Source organism: Sedimentibacter sp., assembly GCF_038562225.1.
Taxonomy (GTDB): Bacteria; Bacillota; Clostridia; order Tissierellales; family Sedimentibacteraceae; genus Sedimentibacter.
This window is the reverse complement of the sequence record NZ_JBCFAS010000005.1, coordinates 22,783-37,803: the sequence shown is the minus strand read 5'-3', so window position 1 is coordinate 37,803 and position 15,021 is coordinate 22,783. Positions and strand designations below refer to the sequence as shown.

The 15,021-nt window shown below is 40.8% G+C and carries 20 protein-coding genes; 16 read left to right on the top strand and 4 right to left on the bottom strand.

The genetic code is table 11. From position 1 onward, the window contains the following. The first annotated feature begins 53 nt into the window (after window positions 1–53). From AAGU76_RS16645 to AAGU76_RS16635, 3 genes are all read left to right on the top strand, one after another. A complete protein-coding gene (locus AAGU76_RS16645) occupies window positions 54–557 on the top strand; it encodes a hypothetical protein (protein WP_342486660.1) in 504 nt (167 codons plus the stop codon). A gap of 111 nt (window positions 558–668) precedes the next feature. Then, entirely contained in the window at window positions 669–944 is a 276-nt protein-coding gene (locus AAGU76_RS16640) for a ribbon-helix-helix protein, CopG family (protein WP_342486659.1), read from the top strand. 1 nt (window position 945) lies between these two features. Continuing rightward, the gene (locus AAGU76_RS16635; RefSeq protein ID WP_019229552.1) at window positions 946–1,296 is read left to right on the top strand and encodes a type II toxin-antitoxin system PemK/MazF family toxin; all 351 of its coding nucleotides are present in this window, start codon (window positions 946–948) and stop codon (window positions 1,294–1,296) included. Window positions 1,297–1,378: 82 nt separating this feature from the next. Here the strand turns inward: AAGU76_RS16635 and AAGU76_RS16630 are convergent, their stop codons facing one another. Then, complete coding sequence (locus AAGU76_RS16630; RefSeq protein ID WP_342486658.1) at window positions 1,379–2,692, bottom strand: folylpolyglutamate synthase/dihydrofolate synthase family protein; 1,314 nt, start codon at window positions 2,690–2,692, stop codon at window positions 1,379–1,381. Between the two features lie 154 nt (window positions 2,693–2,846). Between AAGU76_RS16630 and AAGU76_RS16625 the strand changes: the two genes are divergently transcribed. The 9 genes from AAGU76_RS16625 to yhbY all read left to right on the top strand — a co-directional run bounded on the left by AAGU76_RS16625 (window position 2,847) and on the right by yhbY (window position 10,751). Beyond that, window positions 2,847–3,659 (top strand): MerR family transcriptional regulator, encoded by an 813-nt coding sequence (locus tag AAGU76_RS16625; protein WP_342486657.1) that lies wholly within the window; start codon window positions 2,847–2,849, stop codon window positions 3,657–3,659. A gap of 44 nt (window positions 3,660–3,703) precedes the next feature. Next, window positions 3,704–5,566, top strand: a complete 1,863-nt coding sequence (locus AAGU76_RS16620; protein WP_342486656.1) for a TIGR03960 family B12-binding radical SAM protein — start codon at window positions 3,704–3,706, stop codon at window positions 5,564–5,566. Continuing rightward, window positions 5,547–6,227, top strand: a complete 681-nt coding sequence (locus tag AAGU76_RS16615) for a TIGR03936 family radical SAM-associated protein (RefSeq protein ID WP_342486655.1) — start codon at window positions 5,547–5,549, stop codon at window positions 6,225–6,227. Before AAGU76_RS16620 ends, AAGU76_RS16615 begins: the two co-directional genes overlap by 20 nt. Window positions 6,228–6,257: 30 nt before the next feature. Beyond that, on the top strand, window positions 6,258–7,760 hold the full coding sequence (locus AAGU76_RS16610; RefSeq protein ID WP_342486654.1) for an Rne/Rng family ribonuclease: 1,503 nt from the start codon (window positions 6,258–6,260) through the stop codon (window positions 7,758–7,760). 105 nt (window positions 7,761–7,865) lie between these two features. Continuing rightward, entirely contained in the window at window positions 7,866–8,177 is a 312-nt protein-coding gene (gene rplU, locus AAGU76_RS16605; RefSeq protein WP_342486653.1) for a 50S ribosomal protein L21, read from the top strand. Between the two features lie 4 nt (window positions 8,178–8,181). Continuing rightward, window positions 8,182–8,511 (top strand): ribosomal-processing cysteine protease Prp, encoded by a 330-nt coding sequence (locus AAGU76_RS16600; RefSeq protein ID WP_342486652.1) that lies wholly within the window; start codon window positions 8,182–8,184, stop codon window positions 8,509–8,511. A 2-nt stretch (window positions 8,512–8,513) separates the two neighbouring features. Then, on the top strand, window positions 8,514–8,807 hold the full coding sequence (gene rpmA / locus AAGU76_RS16595) for a 50S ribosomal protein L27 (RefSeq protein ID WP_342486651.1): 294 nt from the start codon (window positions 8,514–8,516) through the stop codon (window positions 8,805–8,807). A gap of 332 nt (window positions 8,808–9,139) precedes the next feature. Continuing rightward, window positions 9,140–10,411 carry a GTPase ObgE gene (obgE, locus tag AAGU76_RS16590; RefSeq protein ID WP_342486650.1) on the top strand — a complete coding sequence of 424 codons (1,272 nt, stop codon included), beginning with the start codon at window positions 9,140–9,142 and terminating at the stop codon, window positions 10,409–10,411. Between the two features lie 49 nt (window positions 10,412–10,460). Continuing rightward, a complete protein-coding gene (gene yhbY / locus AAGU76_RS16585) occupies window positions 10,461–10,751 on the top strand; it encodes a ribosome assembly RNA-binding protein YhbY (protein WP_342486649.1) in 291 nt (96 codons plus the stop codon). A 36-nt stretch (window positions 10,752–10,787) separates the two neighbouring features. Here yhbY and uppS read toward each other — a convergent pair whose 3' ends face one another. Next, window positions 10,788–11,426, bottom strand: coding sequence for a polyprenyl diphosphate synthase (uppS, locus tag AAGU76_RS16580; RefSeq protein ID WP_342486648.1), 639 nt, complete (start codon window positions 11,424–11,426; stop codon window positions 10,788–10,790). 228 nt (window positions 11,427–11,654) lie between these two features. On the opposite strand from uppS, the gene AAGU76_RS16575 reads away from it, so the two are divergent. From AAGU76_RS16575 to AAGU76_RS16560, 4 genes are all read left to right on the top strand, one after another. Further along, window positions 11,655–12,416 (top strand): HAD family hydrolase, encoded by a 762-nt coding sequence (locus AAGU76_RS16575; RefSeq protein ID WP_342486647.1) that lies wholly within the window; start codon window positions 11,655–11,657, stop codon window positions 12,414–12,416. Between the two features lie 108 nt (window positions 12,417–12,524). Then, the gene (locus tag AAGU76_RS16570) at window positions 12,525–12,719 is read left to right on the top strand and encodes a hypothetical protein (protein WP_342486646.1); all 195 of its coding nucleotides are present in this window, start codon (window positions 12,525–12,527) and stop codon (window positions 12,717–12,719) included. A gap of 81 nt (window positions 12,720–12,800) precedes the next feature. Beyond that, complete coding sequence (gene thyA / locus AAGU76_RS16565; protein ID WP_342486645.1) at window positions 12,801–13,631, top strand: thymidylate synthase; 831 nt, start codon at window positions 12,801–12,803, stop codon at window positions 13,629–13,631. A 10-nt stretch (window positions 13,632–13,641) separates the two neighbouring features. Further along, the gene (locus tag AAGU76_RS16560) at window positions 13,642–14,148 is read left to right on the top strand and encodes a dihydrofolate reductase (RefSeq protein WP_342486644.1); all 507 of its coding nucleotides are present in this window, start codon (window positions 13,642–13,644) and stop codon (window positions 14,146–14,148) included. Between the two features lie 152 nt (window positions 14,149–14,300). Here AAGU76_RS16560 and AAGU76_RS16555 read toward each other — a convergent pair whose 3' ends face one another. After that, a complete protein-coding gene (locus AAGU76_RS16555; protein ID WP_342486643.1) occupies window positions 14,301–14,564 on the bottom strand; it encodes a DUF1871 domain-containing protein in 264 nt (87 codons plus the stop codon). A gap of 2 nt (window positions 14,565–14,566) precedes the next feature. Next, window positions 14,567–14,971 (bottom strand): ribonuclease inhibitor, encoded by a 405-nt coding sequence (locus tag AAGU76_RS16550; protein ID WP_342486642.1) that lies wholly within the window; start codon window positions 14,969–14,971, stop codon window positions 14,567–14,569. Between the last annotated feature and the right edge of the window lie 50 nt (window positions 14,972–15,021).

The window sequence follows — 15,021 nt, the reverse complement described above, 5'->3', positions numbered from 1 at the left end:
ATATTTTCATGCACGAACATATATGTATTATATAAATGTGAAGAGGTTAATGTATGAGGCTTAAGTTTTGTTTCGCTATTTTAGCAACTGTATTGTTATTCGGATGCAAGGCCGAAAGCAAAGTTTATGTAATACCGTCTGACTACACAGGGGCAGCGGTTATGAAGGTGTATGCTGATAATACGGAAAATACCTACAATGTAAATATCATTGTAAGGGGAGGCAATTACAGCATTCGCACCACAGCCGGCGGTGAAACATGGAACACGGCTTACCTTTCAGGCGGAAGATGTGTTTTAAATAACGACAAGTTTCCTGACGGAAGCGTCACAATCGAAGATTTTCAACTGGAGAAGCTTCTTGTTCATGACTTTGATCTTGAGAAGTTCGACAATTCATCCGATCCTTCATTAGATGAAACAATATACTATGACGGTACATACAGACATGATCTGAAGTTCAGCAGGGAAACAATGCTTCCGGAATCAATTCATATTTATAAAAACGATAATTTGGTAAAAACTATCGAGTATGAAAACATTAAAATCGAGGAATAATATTTCACATATATACAAAAAGTTACCATACAACTTTTATACCAGGTGTGGTAAAATTACTAACATGATAATGAGATAATGAACTGAGAATGCAATTGTGAGGTGTGTGATTTGGCTGACAATAAGAAGATATTAATTTCAATTCCAGAAAACCTGCTGAGAGAACTGGACAACGCGGTAAAAGAAGAAGGTACAAACAGAAGTGATTTTATCAGAAAATCAATCAGGTTCTATTTGATTGAAAAAAGAAAGCTGGAAATCAGAAACAAAATGAAGGCCGGCTATTTGGAAATGAGCAAAATAAACAAAAGTATTACAGAAGAATACTCAGAAGGGGACTATGAGGACTTTTTAAGCTATGAAACAAAATTAATAGGAAGTGAATAGTTTGATTGTAAAAAGGGGAGATGTATACTATGCCGACTTAAGCCCGGTAATCGGTTCGGAGCAAGGTGGCGTGAGGCCGGTTTTGGTTGTACAGAATGATATCGGGAACAGATATAGTCCGACAGTTATAGTATCTGCAATTACTTCTCAGATTAACAAGGCGAAACTGCCGACCCACATTGAAATTAGTTCTGAGGATTTCAGCCTGCCCAAGGATTCGGTAGTACTGCTTGAACAAATCCGCACGATCGATAAAAAACGGCTGAAGGAAAAAATCGGACGGTTTGACAAGAACCTTATGGGTGAAGTTGACGACTGCCTGAAAATAAGCCTGGGGCTAATTGACTTTTAACAAGGTTAAAAGTCAATAATTAAAAATGAATAATTAATAATGAAGGAAGGAATTGTGCGAGCACAATTCCTTTTGCTTCTATTTATTTGTTATCTATGAAGCCGTTGGTTTTTAACAGTGTTCTTATGTCTCCTATCATGTACAGGGAACCTACGAATGCGATGCATTCTTCATGATCGGCATTTCTTAAAACAGGAATCGCTTCGCAGTATTCATCAAGAGGTTCAGTTTCAATATCGTAGTGTTTTGTGATGAGCATTGCCAGGTCTTCCGATTTCATGGCTCTCGGATTGTTGGGAGTTAGGGTGTACACTTTTTTGCAAAGAGGTATTATGAAAGGGAGCACATCCTCAGGATTCTTGTCCTTGAGCATTCCAAAGAACAAAATGATTTTTTTGCTGCCGAAGTTTTCCTTAACTGCTTTTGAAAAATATTCAATGCCATTGATGTTGTGGCCTCCGTCAAGTACTATGACAGGATGTTCCTTCAGTATTTCAAACCTTCCTGCAAAACGGCAGTTTCTAAGTCCCTCCACAATGCTGGCTTCAGTTACTTTGTATCCTTCCTTCTTTACAAATTCCAAGGCGGCAAGGGCTGTGAGCACATTGTAAATCTGGTGCTCTCCCAGGAAGGTTATCTTTGCCTCCGGCAGATCGAACACGTCTTTCTTAAGATAATTAAACCACTGGCCAGTCAGGTCACCTCTTGTCTTTTTGATGTTTTTTAAGTCAGCCACAGTGACAGATGCACCCTTTTCAACTGCCGTATCCCTGATTGTGCTTATTATTTCTTCTGATTGAGGATAAACAACAACATTTGAATTTTCTTTTATAATCCCTGCCTTTTCAAACGCAATCTTTTCCAGCGTGTCTCCGAGATACTCCATGTGGTCATAGCTTATGGAAGTTATGACTGATACCAGCGTGTTCCTGACAACGTTGGTGGCGTCAAACCTTCCTCCCATGCCTACTTCAAGGACAAGAAAGTCAATGTTCTGTTCCTGGAAGTACTTGAAGCCGATTGCTGTGACAACCTCAAACTCAGTAGGGTGGTTGCAGCCTTCCTGAAGCATCACATCAATCTTTTCCTTCACAAGAGTCGTTATTTTTGCAAGAGACTGCCTGTCTATGTGTTTTTTGTTAACCTGTATCCTTTCTGTGAATTCTTCAAGAAACGGGCTTATAAAAAGGCCCGTTTTGTAGCCTGATGCCATAAGCACGTCATGTATCATGTTGCTGGTTGAACCTTTCCCGTTTGTGCCGGCCACATGTATTATTTTGTAGCTGTCCTGGGGATTTCCCAAGAGCTCTGTGAGTCTGGTTATGTTTTCAAGCCCCAGCTTGGAACCGAATTTGTAAGTGGAATGTATAAAATCAATTGATTCTTCGTAGTTCATAATTACCCCCGTTAAGTAATATCAAATTATATAATATTTCAACCGCTTCAATATTTCAAGCCATTTGGAAAAATTTTTATCCAATAAAGTTGTCAATTGATAATTGGTATGTTAAAATATCATAGAATTTTGGAATTGTATGAAGGGAAATCAAATGAAAAATTATTACAAGATAAATGAAATTTCAAATCTGTACAATATCGGAAAGGACTCCCTCAGGTATTACGAAGAAATAGGAATACTCAGTCCCGAAAGGGACACCAACGGATACAGGCTCTACAGCATACAGGATATCTGGAAGCTTAACATAATCAAGGATTTGAGAAACTTAAACATGCCCATGGAAGTCATAAAGGACTACCTGGAAAACAAGACAGTGGAAAACACTCTGGATATTTTGAATGAGGAAATTACAATAATCAACAAGAAGATGGAGCAGCTGAAGGTTCAAAAAAACACAATACTGTCGCGTATGAAATCCCTGAAGGAAGATGCCCAGGAAAAAAACATAGAAAACATAACAGAAGTTGAAATTCCTGAAAGAAAGGTAATAATGCTCAATGATGGCTTCAGCAGGGACGAGGAGGCTGATTTCCTCATAAAGAAACTTCACAAGAAACATGAGGATAAATTGTATCTTTTAGGCAACAATTATGTTGGAGTTACCATGAGTCTTTCCAAAATAAACGAAAAGGTATATAATGCATATACATCGGTATTTTTCATTTTGGACAGCGAGGATAAGAATTACGACAGAATACTGCCCAAGGGAAAGTATCTTACGCTTTCATACAGAGGCGGCTACGAAAAAACGGGACATTTTCTGCCGCTGATGCTGGATTACGCCAGGGAACGTGGATACAGGGTAATGGCCGACCCCATAGAGCTTTACAGAATCGATGTTCACGAGACAAGCAGCGCGGAAGAGTTTCTGACGGAACTGCAGATGTTGGTGGAGAGCAATTAAAAATTAAGATTTTAAATAATAATTAGATGAAAGGAATATATCTGATGATAGATTTTAAAAAATTAGACAGGGAGCTTCTGAAGGTCGAAAAGCCTGCCAGGTATGTGGGAAGCGAACTGAACTGTGTGGTTAAGAACAAGGAAGATGTGGATGTGCGATTTGCCTTTGCTTTTCCGGATGTTTACGAGGTCGGTATGTCTCACACGGGAATGCACATATTGTACCACCTGATGAACAACATTGAAAATGTATGGTGTGAAAGGGTGTTTGCTCCTTGGACCGACATGGAGGAAGTGATGCGCAAAAACAACATTCCTCTTTACGGACTTGAAAGCAAGGACGAACTCATGGAATTTGATTTTGTTGGATTTACCCTGCAGTATGAAATGAGCTACACCAACATACTTAACATGCTGGATCTGGCCGGAATTCCCATAAGGGCAAAAGACAGGAATGATGACTGTCCTATTGTTATTGCCGGGGGGCCGTGTGCTTACAATCCTGAACCGCTTCATGAGGTAATAGATCTGTTCACGATAGGTGAAACCGAAGAACTGCTGCCGGAGCTGTTAAAGCTGTACCAGGAAGAAAAGAAAAACGGCTGTGACAAGCTAAGGTTCCTTGAAAGGGCAGCCCGCCTGGAAGGAGTCTATGTACCATCTTTTTATGAGGAAGTATACAATGAAGACGGCACCATAAGTGAAAGAAAGATACTTAACGAAAATGCAAAAACTGAAATAAAAAAGAGAATAATCAAAGACCTGGACAAAAGCTTCTATCCTGAAAAAAGCATACTGCCATACATAGATGTTGTGCATGACAGGGTTGTGCTTGAAATATTCAGAGGCTGCACCAGAGGCTGCCGATTCTGCCAGGCAGGCATGGTCTACAGGCCCGTGAGGGAAAAGAAACCCGAAACTCTGGTAAGCCAGGTTGAAAGCCTCATAAGCTCAACAGGACATGATGAAGTGTCACTGACTTCCCTGAGCTCCGGAGATTACACGTGCCTTCCGGACCTGACGCTGAAGCTTCTTGACCTGTATGAAAACAAGAACATCAGCATTTCTCTTCCATCCCTGAGACTTGACTCCATGACCTTCGACATAATAGAAAGGCTTCAGGAAGTGAGAAAATCAGGCTTAACATTTGCTCCGGAGGCAGGAACCCAGCGCATGCGCGATGTAATAAACAAAAACCTGACAGAAGAGCAAATACTCGGACCTGTTGAAACAGCTTTTAAGCTTGGCTGGTCCACAGTTAAGCTATACTTCATGATAGGCCTTCCGGGTGAAACCATGGAGGATGTTATGGGCATTAAGGACCTGGCCTACAAGGTAAAGGATAAGTTTTTCCAGAGACCAAAGGAAGAGATACAGGGAAACCTCAAGATAAATGCCAGCGCTTCATGCTTTGTTCCAAAGCCTTTCACACCGTTCCAGTGGGTTAAGCAGGACAGCATGGATGAATTTTACGACAAGGCAAAATCTCTGCAACGAGAAATAAAGGACAAGAAAGTTTCCTTCAGTTACCATGAACCAAGACTGAGCTATCTTGAAGCCGTTTTTGCAAGAGGAGACAGAAGGCTTTCAAAAGCACTTATACGTGCGTGGGAAAAAGGATGCCGCTTTGACGGATGGTACGACATATTTGATTTCAACAAGTGGATGGAAGCATTTAGAGAAACAAATACAGATGCTGATTTCTTCGGAAGAAGACAAAGAGAAGTAACGGAAGTTCTGCCGTGGGACTTCATAGACATAGGTGTAGACAAGGAATTCCTCATTGATGAATACGAAAAGTCCATGCAACAAACAACAACACCGGACTGCAGGCAGCAATGCGCCAACTGCGGTGTAAACCATAAACTTATAGGAGGTGCCTGCCCTCATGTGCAAATTAATAAATAAGTACAGCAAAACCGGGAATCTGAAATATATCTCACACCTTGACGTTCTTAGATTCATTCAAAGGGCTGTAAAAAGAGCTGATCTTCCGGCAAAGTATTCGGAGGGATTCAACCCTCACATGAAGACAGCCTTCGGTTATCCCTTGTCGCTTGGCACGGAAAGCATAGGAGAATATTTTGAAATAGAAATGAACGAAAAGACAGATCCGGAATTGTTCATGAAAAAAATGAACAGCGTCCTGCCTAAGGAAATGCAGATTCTGATGTCAAGGGAAAGCAACAGCACAGAGTCGCTTATGTCAGTATGCGCCTTTGCTGAATATCTGATTACCCTTGAAACAAGACTCATAGACATCAATGAGCTTAACAAACTTTTCGACGAGATGCTCAGTGACGGAATGGTGTTTCCAAGGCAGAAGAAAAACAAGAAAAACCAGACCGTAATAAAGGAAATAAACACAAAGGACTACATTAAGTATCTGAAGGCACAAAAACACAGCGAGGATAAGGTGACGGTGGAAGCAGTATTTCTGACAACCGAAACAGGAAGCATGAAGGTTGATGAGCTTTTAAAACTCGTGGAAGGCAAGGGCTTCACATTTGATTACCATACTATAATGAAGATTGACGCCCTTGACAAAGACATGAAGCCGATAATGTAGAGCAATTAAGAATAAAAGGGGGTGGGTAACTTGAAGCAGGTCTTAATCAACAATTCAATCTTTTTTGACCAGGTGGCAATCCTTAAGGACGGGAAACTTGAGGACTTTTTCCATGAGGAAAAGGATGCGAAAAGCCTGGTGGGCAATATTTACAAAGGACGCGTCATGAATATTCTCCCTGGTATGGAGGCTGCTTTTGTTGACGTTGGTCTGGATAAAAATGCTTACTTATTCCTGGATGACCTTCTTTCGGATAAATTTCTGAAGGAAAAAAACATCAGGAAAAAAGATGCCAAAAATATCAGCAAGATTCTGAAAAAAGGCGATGAAATACTGGTTCAGATTGCAAGGGAACCCATTGGAGAAAAAAATGTGGCCGTCACAACGGACATTTCCATTTCAGGAAAGTACATTGCCCTAATTCCTAAGAGCATAGAGGTTAACATATCAAAAAAAGTAAAGGATGCAGAAGAAAGAAAGAGGCTCGTAGCAATAGGTAAAGAAATCATGGAAAACGGCAACGGCATGATAATAAGGACCTATGCCCAGGACTGCACGAAAGATGCCATTGAGAAAGAATACAGGATACTTTCATCCGTCTATGAGCAAATTGAGCAGGAATTTGGTTATTCCTATGCTCCGAAGCTCATGTATAAAAGCAATTCCCTTGTGGAGAAGGTATTCATGGATTCTATAGACTCCTCTGTCGACGAAATTTACGTGGAAGACAAAAATACGAAGGAAAAGCTCTCCTCCATGATAAACATGTGCGGCGACGAACTCAGGAACATAAAAATAGTAGAATCCGAAAGGTCTTTCCAGGAGTTTGAAGTTGAAAAGCAAATACAGACCCTGTTTGAAAGAAAGGTGGAACTTCAAAACGGAGGTTCCATATTCATCGACGTGACTGAAGCTTTGACGGTCATTGACGTGAACAGCGGAAAGTACGTGGGAAGCGAAAACATGGAAGAAACAGCTCTGCAGCTGAATTTAGCTGCCATGGAGGAAATAGCCAGGCAGATCAGGCTCAGAAATATCAGCGGCATTATACTAATTGATTTTATCGATGTAAAGAGCAAGGACAACATCGAGCTCATCATAAGCAGAGCAAAGTCAGCATTCAGGGATGACAAGGCAAAGACAAACGTTCTGGGTATGACAAAATTGAACCTTATGGAAATAACAAGGAAAAAGAACAAGGAGAACTTCTACAACCTGATCACCCAGCAGTGCAGCCACTGCAGCGGAAGCGGAAGGACAGCCTCGAAGATTTACATATTCTTAAGACTTGAGAGCATTATCAAAAACATCAGGAAAAACACCACCTCGGAAGCGGTTGTTCTGAAATCAGGCTACATTATGAACAGCTTCATACAAAACAACTGCATGGACATAATAAAAAAAATACAGCAGAAATACAGCATAAAAATATTTTTCCGTGTGGACGAAAATGTTCTTACAGATGAAATTGCCGTTGAAAAGACTGGAAATACAGAATATATTAATTCATACTTAAATTCAAAAATAAGTTGACAAACCATAAATTGTTTGATAATATTTATATTTGCAAGAGCCGCACGGATCAGGTTAAAACTTACAGTACCTGCAATGGCGAGACTGGGAAGAGGAGGTAACGTTATGTACGCAATTATTGAAACAGGTGGAAAACAATATAGAGTTCAGGAAGGCGATGTTGTTAGAGTTGAAAAGCTTGATATCGCTGACGGAGAAACAGTAAAATTTGATAAAGTTTTGCTTGTAGCCGAAGAAGGAAAACTGAATGTTGGAAAACCATATGTTGATGGAGCTGTAGTTGAAGCAGTTGTTGAAAATCAGGGAAAAGCAAAGAAAATCATAATTTTCAAATATAAAGCTAAAAAAGACTACAGAAAGAAACAAGGTCACCGTCAACCATACACTCAGGTTAAGATCGGTAAAATAGTTGGATAGTGATATGATTGAAATCACAATATATAAAACCAAAGATGAAATCAGAGGTTTTATAATTGAAGGTCATTCCGGATACGCTGAGGAAGGATCGGACATAGTGTGTGCATCGGTATCGATTTTGTCCTACACGGCGCTGAATGCCATGAACCTGGTTGCCGGTATAGAACCGGAATTCATCACCTATGAAACAGATGAGGAAACTGGCTTCATGAACATGAGAACGCTGAAGAACAATGAGAAGACGGATGTCATATACAGAAGCTTTATGGTAGGAATTGAATTGTTGCTGGAAGATTACAGTGATTATATTACACTTAAATTTGAGGAGGTGTAAACATGTTATTGAAATTAAATTTGCAGTTATTCGCACATAAAAAAGGTGTTGGTAGCTCTAAAAACGGTCGTGATAGCAATGCTAAAAGACTTGGAGTTAAAAGAACTGACGGACAGTTTGTTCTGGCTGGAAATATTCTTGTAAGACAGAGAGGAACTAAACTTCATCCTGGCTTGAATGTAGGCATTGGAAGCGATGATACATTGTTTGCAATGGTAGACGGTAAAGTGAAATTCGAAAGAAAAGACAAAACAAGAAAGCAAGTCAGTGTATATCCTTGTGAAATAGAAGCATAATAAACGAAAATGACCTACCTTAACGGTAGGTTTTTTGTATGACCTAACCCAATTTCTGTGACCGCAAGGGAAGCAGAAATTGTTGGTAGGTCAACCGCAAGAAATTCCAAAATTATGCGAGCGGCAGCGAGCTGATAATTTTGTGAATTTTACTGCGAAGCTAAGAACCCAATTTCTGCGACCGCGAGGGAAGCAGAAATTGCTGGTAGGTCAACCGCAAGAAATTCCCAAATAATGCAGGTAAGCATGATAATTAAAGAAATTCAGCGGTAGAAACAACAGGTGAATTTTGAACAAATTTAACTGTGAATAGAAGAAAAGGTTGGGATAATATGTTTGTAGACATAGCAAAAATTAGTGTTAAGGCCGGAAAAGGCGGAAACGGCAGTGTCGCATTCAGACGCGAAAAGTATGAGCCCATGGGAGGACCTGCCGGAGGAGACGGCGGGGACGGAGGCAGCATTATACTGGTTGCGGACGAAGGATTAAGGACACTGATGGATTTCAGATACAAAAGACACTATTCGGCCGAAAACGGTGAAGACGGAAGAGGCAAGAAACAATACGGTTCTGACGGCAAGGACATGTACCTGAAGGTTCCCACAGGAACGCTGGTAAAGGATGAGGAAACCGGAATTGTTTTGGCAGATTTAAAAGAAAACGGACAGCAATACGTGTGCGCAAGAGGCGGCAGAGGAGGAAAAGGAAACGTAAAGTTTAAAAACTCCATAAGGCGAACCCCTCGATTTGCAGAGCCCGGCACAAAGGGCGAAGCAAGGGAAATCATCCTGGAGCTCAAGCTCATAGCCGATGTGGGACTTGTGGGATTCCCAAATGTGGGCAAATCAACAATCCTGGCATCTGTCACAAGCGCCAAGCCAAAGATTGCAAATTACCATTTTACCACATTGAAGCCAAATCTGGGAGTTGTGAGCATAGGAGAAGGCCAAAGCTATGTCCTTGCAGACATACCCGGCCTCATTGAAGGAGCCAGCGAAGGTGCGGGACTGGGACTTGAATTTTTAAGACACGTGGAGAGAACAAAGCTAATTCTGCACGTAATTGATGCTTCCGGACAGGAAGACAGAGACCCGGTGGACGATTTTTACAAGATAAACGAAGAACTTAAGAAGTACAGCGAGAAGCTTACAGGAAAAGAACAGATAATAATCCTGAACAAGACTGACCTTCCACAGGCTCAGGAAAACATAGACAGAATAAAAAAGGAACTTGGTGACCACGAAATAATAGAGGTTTCCGCCGCAACAGGAGCAAATCTTGACTACATGAAGAAGAGGGCATATGAAAGGCTTTTGGAAATCGAAGATGAGGTTGAGTTTGTGGATGAGGTTGAAGTTGAAAGGTTCTTTGACAGAAAGGAACGAGACACCATCGTCATTTCCAAAGAAGACGGCTACTACCTTGCAGAAGGAGAGTTCCTGGAAAGGCTTGTGGGGTCCACAAACTTCGATGACTTTGAATCCTTCAGCAACTTCCAGAAGGTTCTCATGGACAAGGGAGTCATTGACAGGTTAAGGGAAGCAGGAGCCAAAGAAGGAGATTTAGTAAGCGTATGCGGAGTGGAATTCGACTTCGTGGATTAGCTTGTAAATCCCATTATATTTACGCATTGCATGTTCTAAAGGAGGACAAATGCTGACAGGAAAGCAAAGAAGCTATTTAAAATCACTGGCAAACGGAATAGACCCCATTATGCAGATCGGCAAGGGCGGGGTTACGGACAATGTGCTAAAGCAGATAGATGAAGCGTTGGAAGCAAGGGAGCTTATCAAGATAAAGCTGTTAAACAACAGCATGCTTGAAACAAAGCAAACCGCCAATGAGGTTGCCCAGTCTGTGGGTGCGGAGTTTGTTCAGAGCATAGGAAACAAGTTTGTCATTTACAGAGAGTCAAAAGAAAAAATAATTAGAATTCCAAGATAATTGAAGGGACGTAGCCACAGGCCAACGTCCCTTTGTTTATCCGCCCAGAGTCACATCCTGCATGCCGTACCACTTCATGGCATCGTGAAACTGCTGAGGATGAAAGTCAGGCCACATGTCGTCAATGGTATAGATGTCGGAATAGACGGACTGCACCGGCAGGAATCCGGACAACCTTTTTCTCCCGCCCCACCTCAGTATAAGATCTATTCTTGAAATGTCTTTTGAATGAAGGCCCTCCATGATGTTTTTCCTTCCGTTGGTGCTGTTCAGGTTTGATATATCCCAGTCCCAGCCGTAGTTTACCAGAAAGTTGACCTTAGTCCCGCCCCGGCCGATGTTTGTTCTTTGCGTGTAATTCATAAGCTCCCGTGGAAACATGGGTGAACTGCTGTTGCCTATGACCAAAAGGGAAACATCTTCCTTTGCAATGAGTTTCACTGCATCGACGCACGCCTGTATGAAGGAGTCTATCTGTTTTCTGGGGCGCTTGCAGTTGTCTGTGGTGAAGCCGTAGAATGTCAATTCTTCAATTCCGTATTCCTGTGCAAGCTTCAGCGCCTGAAGGCCGGGAGAAAGGCCGTACATGTAACCGTCCTGCTTTTCGTAACCCTTGTTCTGTGCCCACCGTCTGTTGCCGTCGGGTATTATTCCTATATGCCTTGGTACTTTCAATTTATCACGTCCTCTCATGATTCTATTATCTTCATTTGCAATGCAATTATGCTCAGATTTGGAAAAAACAGTTCACATTTCATCTATTATGCAATATAATATAAAACATCATCTTAAGGATACCTAAAGGCTTGTACAATATACTAAGATAAATTTACAGACTTTTTACATTAAAAGCATTGAGACATTACAAAGAGATGGTACTTTATACATGAAGGAGGTGAAAATATGATAAAAGGAATATTGTTTGATAAGGACGGCACCATAATTGATTTTTCCCTGTGGAGGAATGCTGGAATCAACACGGTTGCAACTATAATGAAAGAACAGGGATTGGAAGATGCAATGATTGAAAGATCTCTTCAAAGGTCCATAGGCATAACCGAAAAAGGAGTTGAACCTTTCGGAGCTCTGGCATACAAGACGCATGAAGACGTGGCTGCTGAAATACATTTCATCCTGAGCAAGTACAAAAAGATAGATTTCATGGATTTCAAGGTTCATGTGGCTGAACTTCTGAGAAACGAAGTGCTCAGGGACGATGTGGAATTTAGGGAAACTACAGATTTAAGGACTCTGTTCGGACATCTGAAGGATAACGGCATAAAGGTGGGACTGGCAACAGCTGACTCATATCAGTCTGCAATGCACATGGTCAATAAATTAAACCACCACGATTTGTATGATTTCTTCGGGTCATACGACGGAGTAATGAAACCAAAACCAAACAAGGACATGTGCGTGAGATTTTGTGAAATGTACGGGTTCAAGCCATACGAGGTAGCTATTGTGGGAGACTCCCACAACGACATGCTGTTTGCAAGAAATTCGGGAGCCATAGGAGTAGGCGTATTGTCCGGAGTAAGCAGCAAGATAAACTTAAAGGACACTGCAGACATAATCATTCCGTCGGTAGATTCGCTGTTTGACAGGGAAGTGCTGGATGCCCTTGATTATGAAGCGTCCGAAAGAAGATTCAAGACTGCGTAAGCCGTAATTACTGTTGTAGTTCAACGGCTTATTTTTATTTTTTGTAATAATTTATCATACTTAGGCCATAATATGTATATAGATTGAAGGAAATAATGGGAGTGTATTATGGACGATTATGAAAGAATAAAAAAAATGTACGACAGCGGTTTCAGATGCATCCGCTATGACGATACCAAGGATGGCGAGATGTGCATCTATTTTAAAAACTTTGAAAATGAAAACTCAGCGGCAATGAGGGTATCCGGTTTCGAGCAGAAGATGCAGATTAAAAACTTCATCAATCAGAACTCCATGCGGTGACAGGGAACTTTAGTTCTCTTTTTTGTTGTAATGAAGCCTGTCCTATTGTATAATAGTAGTAATTCAGACAGGAGGTGCTGCATGAGCACAGCAGATAAAATATTTATTGAAACATGCAAAGACATACTTGCCAACGGGGTTTGGGATACTGGTTACGATGTGAGGCCCAGGTGGGAGGACGGTACTCCTGCACACACCATTAAAAAGTTCGGAATTATAAACAGGTACAATTTGCAGGAGAGCTTTCCAATACTCACTTTGAGAAAGACGAATTTCACGGCTGCAGTTGATGAACTCCTTTGGATATGGCAGAAAAAATCTAACAACGTAAATGACCTCAACAGCCACATTTGGGATTCCTGGGCTGATGAAACAGGATCCATAGGAAAGGCTTACGGTTATCAGCTGGGCTTGAAGCACAAGTACAAGGAAGGCGAGTTCGACCAGGTGGACAGAGTCATTTATGACTTGAAGAACAACCCGGCCAGCAGAAGAATAATGACCAACATCTACAACTTTCAAGACCTTCACGATATGCACCTTTATCCGTGTGCATACAGCATGACGTTTAATGTATCGGGAAACAAGCTCAATGCCATACTTAACCAGCGCTCACAGGACGTGCTGGCTGCCAACAACTGGAATGTTGTTCAGTATTCCATACTTGTTCACATGATGGCGCAGTCAAGCGGGCTGGTTGCAGGCGAACTGGTTCACGTAATATCCGACGCACACATTTACGACAGGCATGTTCCGATTATAGAAGAACTCATCGAAAAGGCGCAGCATGATGCTCCGATTCTTGAAATAGACAAATCCATAAACAACTTTTATGATTTTGCAGTGGACAGCTTTAAACTGACAAACTATGAGTACAATCCGTTTAAAGTCAAGGTTCCCATAGCAGTGTAGAGGAGATAGAATGAAACTGATTGTTGCAGTAGCAAAAAACTGGGCCATAGGCCACAATGGCGGTCTGTTGTTCGATTTGCCTGACGATATGGCATTTTTCCGAAGAACTACCTTGAATAAGGTCGTAGTCATGGGAAGAAACACGCTTTTGTCCTTCCCAGGCGGGAAGCCCTTAAAAAACAGAACAAACATAGTGCTTACCACGAATACGGAATTTGAGGCTGAAGGCTGCACCATATGCCATTCTTTCCAGGAGCTGTTCGAAGAGCTTAAAAATTACAACAGCGACGATGTGTTTGTAATAGGGGGAGGGAAAATATACAACGAACTTTATCCATATTGCAGTGAAGCTTACATAACCAAGGTGGATGCGGTGGAAGATGCCGATACGTTTCTTCACAATTTTGATGAAGATGAAGAGTGGTATTTGTCCTACGCATCGGAAGTCCACGAAAATAACGGCTTCAAGTTCATATTCAACACATACAAAAATAAATCAATTAAGAATTTAGAATGAAGAATTAAATGAAAAAAGTCAGGCGAGCCTGACTTTTTTGTCATTCATTATTAATTCTTAATTGTTCTTAATCGCCGCCTGGACCACGTCTATCAAAATAGACCAATCTCCGTTTTTTCACATTATGGAACACTTCGGTTAAAAGCTCACCTTTACATGTCTTTCAATAATTTATAGATTTTTTCCGCTGTCATCATAAAATCTTTTTGTGAGAACTTTTCACTAAAAGTTTTTGAAAATATATTGGCTATGATTGCTGCAATTTCTTCTGTTGTGCTATTAACATCTATTTGACTTGCAATTGTCTCTGATTCACTGTCAAATTCATCACTTGGTGCTTCTGGTAACAAATCAAATAGATTAAATTCGTCAATTTCTTTCTTCACTATTTTGAATATCGTGTTTCTATTAATCATAATTAATCCTCAATAACCAACTGACAGTCATGTCCCGAATTATCTGTATCTAATACTATTTCAACTATTATATCTAAAAGAGTTTGACCCGAATGTCTTTTTGCATTCTCCAAAAGCAACTTAATACGGTCAATATTGGTAGGGTGACAAAATTTAAGTACTCTCTCATAATGTTTAATTGTTGCTTCATATCCAAGGCATTTTTTACTGATTTTAAAATTCACCCATTTGAACTTTATAGGTTCCCCATATTCATGAACGCCGAACCCACCTCTAAGGATGTCATTAAATCCATCTAAATTACTTATTTCCCATGGCAAGTCTTTAGTAATCACGCTTTGGATTTCATGATAAAAACCTTCTAAGTCATTAAATTTGCTACCATCAATAACAAACTCTCTTCTCATTAATATCTCCTTAGTTTAAACTCTAATCATGAATAGTATTTCTCCAGCCT

Bases quoted from the DNA above. Each gene is read 5' to 3' on its own strand.
- AAGU76_RS16570 (WP_342486646.1), top strand. From the start codon at position 12,525: ATGGACGATTATGAAAGAATAAAAAAAATGTACGACAGCGGTTTCAGA.
- AAGU76_RS16645 (WP_342486660.1), top strand. From the start codon at position 54: ATGAGGCTTAAGTTTTGTTTCGCTATTTTAGCAACTGTATTGTTATTC.
- AAGU76_RS16630 (WP_342486658.1), bottom strand. From the start codon at position 2,692: ATGAACTACGAAGAATCAATTGATTTTATACATTCCACTTACAAATTC.
- rpmA (WP_342486651.1), top strand. From the start codon at position 8,514: ATGTTATTGAAATTAAATTTGCAGTTATTCGCACATAAAAAAGGTGTT.
- obgE (WP_342486650.1), top strand. From the start codon at position 9,140: ATGTTTGTAGACATAGCAAAAATTAGTGTTAAGGCCGGAAAAGGCGGA.
- AAGU76_RS16620 (WP_342486656.1), top strand. From the start codon at position 3,704: ATGATAGATTTTAAAAAATTAGACAGGGAGCTTCTGAAGGTCGAAAAG.
- AAGU76_RS16560 (WP_342486644.1), top strand. From the start codon at position 13,642: ATGAAACTGATTGTTGCAGTAGCAAAAAACTGGGCCATAGGCCACAAT.
- AAGU76_RS16625 (WP_342486657.1), top strand. From the start codon at position 2,847: ATGAAAAATTATTACAAGATAAATGAAATTTCAAATCTGTACAATATC.
- AAGU76_RS16600 (WP_342486652.1), top strand. From the start codon at position 8,182: ATGATTGAAATCACAATATATAAAACCAAAGATGAAATCAGAGGTTTT.
- AAGU76_RS16555 (WP_342486643.1), bottom strand. From the start codon at position 14,564: ATGATTAATAGAAACACGATATTCAAAATAGTGAAGAAAGAAATTGAC.
- AAGU76_RS16550 (WP_342486642.1), bottom strand. From the start codon at position 14,971: ATGAGAAGAGAGTTTGTTATTGATGGTAGCAAATTTAATGACTTAGAA.
- thyA (WP_342486645.1), top strand. From the start codon at position 12,801: ATGAGCACAGCAGATAAAATATTTATTGAAACATGCAAAGACATACTT.
- AAGU76_RS16615 (WP_342486655.1), top strand. From the start codon at position 5,547: ATGTGCAAATTAATAAATAAGTACAGCAAAACCGGGAATCTGAAATAT.
- yhbY (WP_342486649.1), top strand. From the start codon at position 10,461: ATGCTGACAGGAAAGCAAAGAAGCTATTTAAAATCACTGGCAAACGGA.
- AAGU76_RS16575 (WP_342486647.1), top strand. From the start codon at position 11,655: ATGATAAAAGGAATATTGTTTGATAAGGACGGCACCATAATTGATTTT.
- rplU (WP_342486653.1), top strand. From the start codon at position 7,866: ATGTACGCAATTATTGAAACAGGTGGAAAACAATATAGAGTTCAGGAA.